Genomic DNA, 11,217 nt, shown 5'->3' with positions numbered 1-11,217 from the left:
AATTCAACAAGACCGATGTAAGTTTCGGCAGCAGCAACTACTTTGTCTGCGTGCATGCTCATTTCACAGGCACCACCCAATGCCATTCCGTGGGGAGCTACAATCACCGGAATAGAGGAGTAGCGCACCCGCATGATGGTGTCCTGGAAGTATTTGATGGCCATATTGAGCTCATCATATTCCTGCTCTGCGGCCATCATAAAGATCATTCCGATGTTGGCACCCACAGAGAAATTGGCTGCCTGATTGCCAATCACAAGTCCGTTGTATTCTTTCTCAGCCAGGTCGATGGCTTTGTTGATACCGACGAGAACGCCTTCACCAATTGTATTCATTTTTGAGTTGAACTCCAGGTTGATGATGCCATCGCCCAAATCCTGGATGTTTGCTTCTTTGTTGCTCCACACGTTTTTGCTTTCGCGGATGTTGTTCAGGATGATAAAGGCGTCCTGACCCGGAACTTTGGTTTGTTTTTTCGAAGGGATGTCATAATAATAGGTAGCTCCATCTTTGACAGTGTAAAATGATTTGTTGCCTGAAGTCAGCATATCATTTACCCAGTCTGCTGGCTGAAGGCCTTCGGCTTTGATGAGTTCGAGTCCTTTTTCTACGCCAATGGCGTCCCAGATTTCAAACGGACCGTTTTCCCAGCCAAAACCGGCTTTCATGGCGTCGTCTATTTTGTAGAGCTCGTCTGATATTTCAGGAATGCGATTAGAAACATAAGCAAACATGCCGGCAAAGTTCTTGCGGTAGAATTCGCCTGCTTTGTCATCGCCGTCCACCAATATCGGAAAGCGGTCAAAGGGCTTGTCGATGGTTTTGGTTTTTTCAAGGGTGGCGAAGTTTGCTTTTTTGGTTGACTGGTATTCCAGCGTGTTGAGGTTTAACTCTTTGATTTCGCTACTGCCGTCGTCGTTCTTTATTTTTTTGTAGAATCCTTGTCCGGTTTTGCTTCCCAGCCATTTGTTTTCTACCATCTTTTCTATAAAATCGGGTAGTTTGAACAGGTCGTGAGCTTCGTCTTCTTTGCAATTTTCATAAATGCCGTTTGCCACGTGAACAAGAGTATCCAATCCAACAACGTCCACAGTTCGGAAGGTTGCCGATTTTGGACGACCAATAACCGGTCCCGTGAGTTTATCGACTTCCGTAACGGTGAGTCCCATTTCCTTCACTTGATGGAATAAGCTCTGGATTCCAAAAATGCCGATGCGGTTTCCGATAAATGCGGGGGTGTCTTTGGCAAGTACCGAGGTTTTACCCAGGAACTTTTCGCCGTATTCATTTAAGAAGTCCAACACTTCCTGAGAAGTATCCGGCCCGGGAATGATTTCAAAGAGTTTCAGATAGCGCGGTGGGTTAAAAAAGTGTGTTCCGCAGAAGTGTTTTCTGAAATCCTCGCTTCGTCCTTCATTCATAAACTTGATGGGAATACCCGACGTGTTTGAAGTGATGAGTGTGCCCGGTGTGCGATGTTTTTCAAGATTGTCAAACACCTGTTTTTTGATGTCAAGTCGCTCAATGACCACTTCGATGATCCAATCGGCATCTTTCACTTTAGCGATATCGTCTTCAAGATTTCCGGTAGTGATACGACTTGTAAATTTACTGTGATAAACCGGAGAGGGTCTTGATTTGATTGCGTTTTGCAGTGATTCATTCACAATTCGGTTGCGCACTGCTTTGTTTTCAAGGGTGAGCCCTTTTTTCTTTTCGGTGTCATTCAGTTCCCGCGGAACGATGTCCAGCAAGAGCACTTCCACGCCAATATTGGCAAAGTGCAGTGCAATACCGCTTCCCATAATTCCGGAGCCGATAACAGCTACTTTGTTGATTCTACGTTTACTCATAATTTTTAAAAACTAAATCGTTTGTATATATTTTTTTATTGGAAATCATTTCGTTGATGGCTTCAGTGACTTCAAAGAAGTGTTTCAGTTTTTCTTCTGAAACTTCGTTTTTGATGGCTTCATTGAACTTGAGTACCCGGTCTTTTGAATACTCCCTTTTTTCTTTGCCAAATTCGGTTAAGTAAATCAGTACACCGCGTCCGTCTTCAGGGTTAGGTTTTCGAATGATCAGGTCGCGGTCTTCCATTGATTTCAAGGTGCGTGACAGACTGGTGGCTTCCATGCCCATACGGGGGCCCAGTGAGGTGGAAGGGATGCCTTCTTCCGGGTCTATACTCAGCAGGGCAAAACCAGTTGCCATGGTGCTGTCAAACTTGGCAGCTTCTTCATTATACATACGTGTAACGGCTTGCCAGGTGGTGCGTAATGCATAATCTATTGTGATTTCTTTCATATTTATGCCTTGTGAGTTCGGGGAACTTATTTGAACTAAATTTTATGCTCTTGTTTATTAAGAATAATTCAGAATTGTAAATATACTAAAAAATACTATGCGCGCATAGTAAAATTATATTAAATTTTGTACAAAAAAAACTCCTCACGATGGAGGAGTTTAGAAATTAAATATTATAGGTTATTTAGTCTCCCATTTTGCCGTTGACCATGGCGATAACAGCTCCGGTTATGGCTGTACTGATAATCATAATAACTACATCAGCTCCAAATGATTTCCAGGGATAATCAACTGACATAGCCATATAAAAGAAATTCCAAATCAATCCCATATAGAGACCGATTAAAGCTCCGGCTTTTGCTCCACCGCCCATAGTTGAGATTTGTGCCCATTTGGTGTAAATATATGCTATAAAAAGAGCATATGATAAACAACCCAAGTAAATCATAATGAGGTATTCAGTTCCTTCGTTGGGGTTTGGGGGGAAAAAGTCTTTAAAAAGGTAAGCATAAAATAGCCAACCCAACAGGAAGTAAACAATACTGCCGACAAAGCCGGAAACTAAAAAGTTTTTTGTTTTCATTGGTAAAGGTTTTTTTGTTAGTTGATAATAAATGTATTAAAAAGTTATGAATAAAATTTAATTTTACTCAAAAAACTAACACAATTAAAAGCAATACCAATGACTTTAGGTCATTCAAAAGGATTAAAAAGGTAAGATTTACTTACATTTAGTTGTAGATTTTTTCATACAAATCTTTGTAATGTTCTTTTACTACCCGTCGTTTTAATTTCATGGTGGGAGTGAGATGACCCGCTTCAACATTCCACACTTCCGGGGTGAGTTCAAAGCGTTTGATTTTTTCCCATTGGCCAAAGCGCTCGTTGTAATGGTCCACTTCTTCTTTAATTCGTGCAATGACATGCTCATTATTGCATAAGTCTTCAAGCGACCTGCCAATGTTGATGTTTTTACGTTTTGCCCATTCTTTTACAAAATCAAAACTGGGCTGTATAAAAGCTGCCGGCATTTTCTCACCATCACCAATGACCATGATTTGCTCAATAAACAAGGATTGTTTCATAGCGTTTTCCAATAATTGTGGAGCGATGTATTTACCTCCACTGGTTTTGAACATTTCTTTTTTGCGGTCGGTAATTTTAATGAAGCCGTCTTTATCTATTTCACCTATATCTCCGGTGTGGAAATAGTCGCCGCTAAAGACTTCGGCGGTTTTTTCGGTGTCTTTGTAGTAGCCCATCATCACATTGGGACCTTTACAGAGAATTTCGCCATCTTCGGCAATTTTGACTTCCACATTGGGGATGGTCTTGCCCACTGTTCCAATTCTAAAGAGTCCATTACGTTGGTCATTTACTGAGATTACAGGCGAAGTTTCTGTTAACCCATAACCTTCCATCACGGGTATTCCTGCTGCTGCGAAAACCCTGGTCAATCTGGGTTGTAATGCTGCGCTTCCTGAGACCATGACTTCAAGATTGCCGCCCAAAGCTTCTTTCCATTTGCTGAAAATAAGTTTACGGGCGAGTTTTAGTTGGGTTTCATACCACCAGCTATTGGCTTTGTAAGGTTCATATTTTAAACCTAAATCGATTGCCCAAAAGAAAAGGGCTTTCTTAATTCCGGTAAGTTCGGCCCCTTTTGCATAGATTTTATCATATACCTTTTCGAGTAATCTCGGCACAACAGACATTACATTGGGATGCACCTCTTTAAGGTTGTCGCTTATTTTTTCAATGGACTCAGCATAATAAATCGAGACCGAATGGTATTGATAGATATATAAAATCATTCTTTCAAAAATATGGCAGACGGGCAAAAAGCTCAAGGCACGTGCATCACCTTCTTTCACCGGAATGCGCGGTGCACTGTCTATAACATTTGAAACTATATTTTTGTGTGAAAGCATCACACCTTTGGGCTTACCTGTTGTCCCGGAGGTGTAAATAATGGTAGCCAGATCAGTTTCCTCAACATTATTTTTTCTGGCTTCCACTTCGTTTTGGTTGGAATTGTCTTTGCCCAAGTCCAAAACTTCTTTCCAGCTTTTAGCATTTGAAATCAAATCAAAAGTAAAGACTTCTTTAAGAGTGGGCACATTGTTTTTTATGGACATTAGCTTGTCATAAACATCCCGGTCAGACACAAAGCAGTACATTGATTCGGAGTGATTGAGTATGTATTCATAATCTTCAGCACTTATGGTGGGATAAATGGGAATGGTTTGCGCACCGGTTTGTAAAACTCCAATGTCCATAATGCTCCATTCAGTGCGGTTGTTGGTGGAAATAAGTGCTATTTTGTCGTTTTTGTTGACGCCCAATCGAATTAGGCCTCTGGAGATGGCGTTGGCATTATTAATATATTCCTGTGTGGAGGTTTTTACCCATTCATCACCATATTTAGTGACTAAACAATCAGGCAGATTGTTTTTTGAAAGCTGGTAATAGGGGAATTCAAACAGGCGTTTAACAGTGTTCATAGTTTTTTCATATTTATGCAATGCAAAATAAGAAAAAATGTGGAGTTAATTATAAATTTAATTTTTAGATGTTGCGCTTCTTAAAAATGAATCCTTTTGTTCAATGAAATAGGTTTCATTGAGGTATTTGCTCTCCTTTTCAAAAGGCATTTGGGTATAGGATACAAAAAAATCCCCATTTGGATGCAGGATGATGTACTTGTAGTTGTAAGTTCCATCTTTAAAAGTTTTTCTAATCACTTCATAGGGGTCTTTAAGCCAAACCACACCACGGTCGTTTGTAGGGTATCCTTGATTAATATTGAAAAAATGAAGCAATAAGGCGTTTTTGTGTTTTCTGTAAGCTCTAAGTTCTCTTCTAATGTTACGTTGAGAGGATTTAAATGAGCGGTGATGTTTATGAGTAACAAGCCCTAAAGCTGCTTCAATGCTTTTCGTATCTGTAAAGCGCTTTCCCTTCATTTTTCTCACGGCTTCAAAACTTTCTTCAGTTTGATATTTTGGCAGGTATTCGATATAAGTTCTTTTAGATAAAGTTGCAATATCAGGCAGGGTGTCCACGTAGTGAATGACCCAAATTTTTGTTGTGTCAAGATTTAACCTGCTGTAAAAAAGTTTTTGAATTTCTGATTTTTTTGTTTGATCTAAAGTTCCAAAATACTGATTAAAAAATAGCTTTTTATACACTATGCTATCCCCCGGAATTTTTGCCTCAGAAAAATAGTCTGCTTTCAGTTTAAATTGAAACTCAACTTCAGAAATGGGCTTGAAATTTTCATCCACATAAACCACAGGTAGTTCCTGTGCAATTCCAGATAAACAAAAAAGAAATATGGCTACAAGTCTCATTTAACCTTTTTTTGTAAAACTACATTTTTTTGTGCTTATACCACCAATTGCATTGCATTCAAAAATTCGTCTTTTTTGTTTCTGGAAATACTCACGATGTCATCGTTGTTCATAACGATATACCCACCGTCTGATTTGACATATTTTTTAACTTCTTTGAGATTGATCAGGTAGCTGTTGTGCACGCGCATAAATTGATTGTCCAGCAACATGGTTTCATATTCTTTTAAATGCTTGCTCACTAAAAGCTTTTTGCCTGATTTAAGCACAAAAGTAGTGTATGATCCACCGGCTTCACAGTATAGAATTTCTGAGGTATTGATGAATTCAAATCCTTCTGAAGTTGCCAGGCAAATTTTGGAAAGTTTGGGCTGACTGATGTTTTGCAGTAATGTTTTTAACTGCTGATTGTATTCAACCTTGTTTTTTGCTTTTTTTGCTTTTTCAACAGCCTGTTGTAGTTCTTCGAGATCGATAGGTTTCAACAGGTAATCCAACGAACTGAATTTTACAGCCTTGATGGCATATTGGTCAAAAGCAGTGGTGAAGATGACTTCAAAATTGATTTCGGGTAATTGGGTGAGGATGTCAAAACCGGTGCCTGACTGAAGTTCTATATCCAAAAATACTACATCGGGGTTCTCTTGCGGAATCACATCCAGTGCTTCCTTTACAGATGACGCCAAAGCTACGACCTCGACGCCTTCGCAAAATTTTTCCAAAAGATTTTTGAGGGTCTCGCGGCTGTGCTTTTCGTCTTCGACTATGATTGCTCTTAGGTTCATATGTTTAATTTTTTGGTATCTTAATAGTTACTTTTGTTCCTGCCGGATTCCCCGAAACATCTGTAAGGTCTTCAATAACATAAGCACCTGTCTTATCCGGTTGGTATTTTAAAATTTCGATGCGTTTTTCGGTAAGTTCCACGCCACGTGAAATTTTACCGGATTTGGCACTTTGTTGATACAAAGCTTTACTCGCTTTTCGGCCAATTCCGTTATCTTCAACAGTAGCCAGTATGTGATTTTCATCTTCTGAAAATGAAATGACCAGCCTTTTTTCCTCCTCTTTTTTGTGAAGCAAACCATGTAAAATGGCATTTTCTACAAATGGCTGGATGATGAGTAACGGCACTTCAAGAAGGTGGGTGTTGAGGTGTTTTTCCACATTGATTTCATAGCTAAAACTATCGTCAAATCTCAGGGATTCCAAATCGAGGTAGGTCTCCAGTAATTTGATTTCTTCGGCCAAAGTAACATTTTTTTCAATGGAACTTTCCAAAGTAGAACGCATCAACTGGCTGAATTTAGATAAATATTTCAAAGCCGAAGGGGTATCGCTTTTTAGAACCAAATGCTGAATGGAACTGAGCGAATTGAAAATAAAATGCGGGTTCATTTGTGCCCTCAGGGCTTTGATGTAATTGTTGGTGGATTCTTCCTGAACCCTTAATTTTTCCTGATATTCCAGCTTTATTTTATAACCCAAACCAAGTCCGAAAATAATAATCTCTAAAAGGGCCCCGGTTTTTAAATAGCTGCCATAACCTGTCAAAAAAACCATTACTGATCCTGCTGAATAAAAAAATGAGCCAAAGACGATAAAATAAGTAAGCTTGTTATTTAGATGAAACAAAAGGTAAACTATACTCAAAACTACAAATGCGGTGATTATTATGGCCCTTATATCCAATAAAACAGCGTGCAAACTAAAATCATGCATTAATAGTACTACGCTGTCAATAAACAATAAAACAGTTAAAAAAAGCACGGCAAACGAAATGGCTGTATTGAGTTTTGGATAAAATTCACGGGTGTTCAGATAGTATTTCACAAAGAGGATGTAAAATATATTTGAAAGTATTTCAAAAAAATTGTTCAGGAAAAAGGTGGTAAAAGAAAAGCCGCCGAAAGTATTTGTATATGATTCAAAAACAAACCTTCCAAAATATACAGACATACAGGCTACATAGAGCACATACAGCAGGTAGTCTTTTTTTCTGTTGATGAAATAAATAGTCAGGGCAATGATTACAATAATAAGCGAAACCCCCAGAAATAAATGTGTTAATGCCTTACTGTTATATTGAAAAACGGAAATATAATTTTGTTTGTAATACTGTGCGGTTTCACTGTAACATAAAAACTTGTGATTGCTGATGTTGTATTTCACATTCAGCTTTTCAACGTTTAAATACAGGTATTTTGAATCAATAAGTTGATCTGGAGTGAAAGGAAATTCACCGGTAAATTGATTACCGGTTTCAAAACTTCCCAAAATGGCTGAACGGATTGTGTTTTGGTCGCTATAATATACTTTTGCCCGGTTGAGGTATCCAATATTAACATGCCATTGTTCTTTTTGGTTTAAAACATCTTGGTGTCCAGAAAAATCCAACTGAACCCAAAAGCTATCACCGGGAGTGCTTTTTAATTTCTTTTTTGGTCCGGAAAACAAAAATTCTGCGTTATTAATAATGTAATCTATATCCAGAGAGTCCTGGCTTGATTTTATGAGTTTATAAGGTACCTGAAATTCTTCGGTATGTTGTGTCCACGAAGTATTTCCGTAAAAAAGGAAGAATATACATATTAAATATGTCGGGGTTATTCTCATTGTTAGTTCAGGTTAGGGAGGCACAATGTTACTTGTCCGCCGGCATATTCCTTGTTTACTTTTGATTTCAGAGCAACTTTCTTTTTAATGTTGTAATTCTTGGTTAAATTTAGCATTCTTATCTGGTCCTGCCATTTAGAAATTTCTTTTCTATATTCGGGAAGATAATTTGTTTTTCCGTTTTGTGAGTTTTTAAAGTTGAAATCAACATCAACCTGAACGGTCTTTTCGCAAATCGTAAAATTAATTTTTATATCTGCATGGTCTGTATTGCTGAAAACCGAAAATTCAATAATATTTTCAAGTAAAGTTTGAAGTATAAAACTCGGAATGCGTGCATCAGCTTTTGTAGTATTGGATACTGTTTTAAGGGTGTACTCAAACCGCTTGTCATACCGAAGTTTTTGTAAAGTTAAATACCAGGAAAGCATGGCGATTTCATCGCTAATAAAAATGGTTTCTTTTTCAAAGTTTTTGAGATAATACCTGATGAGTTTGCTAAAAACCGATAAGTAACTCAGGGCCTTAACTTTTTCATCTGAAGTGATAAAATACTGAATCGCATTAAGAGTATTAAAAACAAAATGTGGATTCATTTGCGACTGAAATGCTTTCAGTTTTAAATCAACCATTTCAGTTTGTATTTTTAATAATTTTTCCTGTTCTGTCTTTACTTTTTCTCCTGTTCTAATTTCATTGAGTTTGATTCCGCAAATAGTTGCAATTGTTTTGAGAATGCGAAGGTGTTGATTTGTGTAATAGTTTTTTTTAGGATGCTCACAGTCTATTACGCCAAGCACTTCATCATTTGCCATGATGGGGACACAAATTTCTGACAACCGCATTTCATCATCAAGGATGTATCTTGGGTCTGTTGAAGTGTCTGCAATGATTTCTGCTTTTCCAGTGAGTGCAACAGTACCGCTAATTCCTTCCCCCAAAGTTATAGTAACGGGTTTATATATTTCATAATCCTTTGGGTTTTTGGGACCGTATGCTGCTTTTTGTTTCAAAACCTGCTTTTGATTATCAACCAAATAAATCACACAATCTATAAAACCCAATTTGGAGATACAGTTTTTTGCCAAATCCCATAATATGGCTTCTTCAGTATTTTTATTGTGAATGGAAGTGATGAAGTAAATCAGTATTTCTTCAAATTGATCTGTATCAAACCTGTTGTTATTTTTGGTTTTCAAATCCATAAGTTGATTTCTTTTTACAGATGGGGAAATTAAAAGTAGTTATTTTTTTTATAGGATTTAAAAATGCTGCCTTGTATCAGATACAAAACAGCATTTTGTCAACAAACTAAAAATAAAGTAACAACTATTTTGTTTTAAAGCCCAATGGAATGTAGTTTGCTTTTAAGTTTACTGACCTCTTTTTCAAGCCGGTCAACTTTTTTTTTGGTTGTTTGCTGCAATTGCATCAAAGCCAATCAATAAAAGCAAGGCAAAATATTCCATAGCGTTTATTTTTTCAGGATTTTAGCAGTTGTTGTTGCACCGTCGGATGTTACTTCAGCCAGGTACATACCTTTTTTCAAATGTCTCATATCTAAAGAGCCCGAAGTATTGTTTATGTTTTGATTTAGAACCTCCTGACCCATAAGGTTATAGACTTTAATGGTGTCTATTGACGATTTTGCGCTAAAATTCAATTGATCAATAACTGGGTTGGGGTAAAAATTGAAATTGATGAGGTTATTATCGGTTGTGCTTAATACCAGGCTGGTGTCAATGTTTAAATCTGCATAAGCATTTGCAGTTGCTGCGAAAAAATAATAGGTTTTGCCGACTTCTGCATCAACAATTGCAAAATTGCCAACACCACAGGGATTTAAGGGTTGATCTACCCATGTTAACTGAATACCTGTTGTTGCATTAGGGTTTTGAGACTCATAAATAATAAGGGCAGTATCCGGGGCCGGACTACTCATTTGTGCACCTATTTGACCATTTTGTTGTGGTGTTATTTTATACCAAATTCCCGGAATGTTTCCGCTAGTACAGTTTAACTGGCCCCCGTCATTTGTGCTTGTAGCCATTAAAAAATGAATATTTTCTTCTACATAAGGCATAACCTCATTATTCATATTTATGGCATTTTCTATCAAATCGTTGTCAGGGGCTTTAAACGTGGTTGATGTATCGATTCCAACATCAGATACCACTGTATTTCTCATATATATATAGTAAGTGGTTCCTATTGTTGTTTGAATATTTGCTAAAGGTCCTGCAGCGCAAGGGTTGTTGCCCTGATTCACATGAGTAAGTTGCATTCCAGAAGTAACACCTGTAGCAGGACCCTCAAAAAAGATAACTGTCGCCCCGACAGGGTTAAGAATTCCTGCTGCAACGGTTCCAACTTTTGTGGCTGTAAACTTATACCATACACCGGATTGTGATACCTGGCACCCCGTTCCTGCCGGTGTACCGTCATTAGTGTTTGTCGCATTAGGAAAATCAACATTAGATTCATTGTAAGGAATGGGTCCATATCCTAAATCAATGGCGTTTTCAATAAGGTCATTTACAGGTTGTGCCATTAGTTTAGCACTGCCCATAGTCATACTTATACCAAAAATAAATAGTATAAGGAAAGTAGATAATGTTTTCATAATTGTTTGATTTTAAATGATTATGGGGCAAATCTACAATCCTTGTATGGCTCTTAATTGGGTAAATTGATAGTTGGCTAATTATAATTGACGGTTGGTAAAAACAAGAAAGCCGTTTGAGAATTAATTCAAACAGCTTTTAAAAATATATGTTTTTTGAGTTTACTTTTTCTCCAACCACTCCCTCGCATTCAGAAACGCTTCCAGCCAAGGGGAAACCTCGTCGTTTCTGTCCTTTGGATAATAACCCCAATTCCATGGGAAGGTAGAACGCTCTAAATGTGGCATCATTACCAAGTGACGTCCTGTGTCATCGGT

10 protein-coding genes are annotated in these 11,217 nt (G+C 37.8%); all 10 read right to left on the bottom strand.

Translation table 11 applies throughout. The annotated features are described in order from the left end of the window. On the bottom strand, positions 1-1,853 hold a 1,853-nt coding region (locus tag AC6F75_RS14240), incomplete at its 3' end, for a 3-hydroxyacyl-CoA dehydrogenase NAD-binding domain-containing protein (RefSeq protein WP_500715752.1). Next, positions 1,846-2,307, bottom strand: a complete 462-nt coding sequence (locus tag AC6F75_RS14235) for a MarR family transcriptional regulator (protein WP_500715751.1) — start codon at positions 2,305-2,307, stop codon at positions 1,846-1,848. The genes AC6F75_RS14235 and AC6F75_RS14240, both read right to left, overlap by 8 nt. A 184-nt stretch (positions 2,308-2,491) precedes the next feature. Then, positions 2,492-2,890 (bottom strand): hypothetical protein, encoded by a 399-nt coding sequence (locus AC6F75_RS14230; RefSeq protein WP_500715750.1) that lies wholly within the window; start codon positions 2,888-2,890, stop codon positions 2,492-2,494. Positions 2,891-3,038: 148 nt separating this feature from the next. After that, the gene (locus AC6F75_RS14225) at positions 3,039-4,811 is read right to left on the bottom strand and encodes an AMP-binding protein (protein ID WP_500715749.1); all 1,773 of its coding nucleotides are present in this window, start codon (positions 4,809-4,811) and stop codon (positions 3,039-3,041) included. A 57-nt stretch (positions 4,812-4,868) separates the two neighbouring features. After that, entirely contained in the window at positions 4,869-5,660 is a 792-nt protein-coding gene (locus AC6F75_RS14220) for a hypothetical protein (protein ID WP_500715748.1), read from the bottom strand. A gap of 35 nt (positions 5,661-5,695) precedes the next feature. After that, positions 5,696-6,445 (bottom strand): response regulator, encoded by a 750-nt coding sequence (locus tag AC6F75_RS14215; protein WP_500715747.1) that lies wholly within the window; start codon positions 6,443-6,445, stop codon positions 5,696-5,698. Positions 6,446-6,449: 4 nt separating this feature from the next. After that, positions 6,450-8,276: a histidine kinase gene (locus AC6F75_RS14210; protein WP_500715746.1), complete on the bottom strand. Its 1,827-nt coding sequence runs from the start codon at positions 8,274-8,276 to the stop codon at positions 6,450-6,452. Between the two features lie 2 nt (positions 8,277-8,278). Then, a complete protein-coding gene (locus AC6F75_RS14205; protein ID WP_500715745.1) occupies positions 8,279-9,481 on the bottom strand; it encodes a histidine kinase in 1,203 nt (400 codons plus the stop codon). A 269-nt stretch (positions 9,482-9,750) separates the two neighbouring features. Continuing rightward, complete coding sequence (locus tag AC6F75_RS14200) at positions 9,751-10,899, bottom strand: T9SS type A sorting domain-containing protein (RefSeq protein WP_500715744.1); 1,149 nt, start codon at positions 10,897-10,899, stop codon at positions 9,751-9,753. 162 nt (positions 10,900-11,061) lie between these two features. After that, positions 11,062-11,217 (bottom strand): phosphoribosylformylglycinamidine synthase subunit PurQ (locus AC6F75_RS14195; protein ID WP_500715753.1); only part of this gene is annotated, 156 nt, incomplete at its 5' end.

This window comes from Planktosalinus sp. (genome assembly GCF_059864935.1).
The sequence above is the reverse complement of the archived record's forward strand: the minus strand, read 5'-3'. Positions and strand labels throughout refer to the sequence as shown.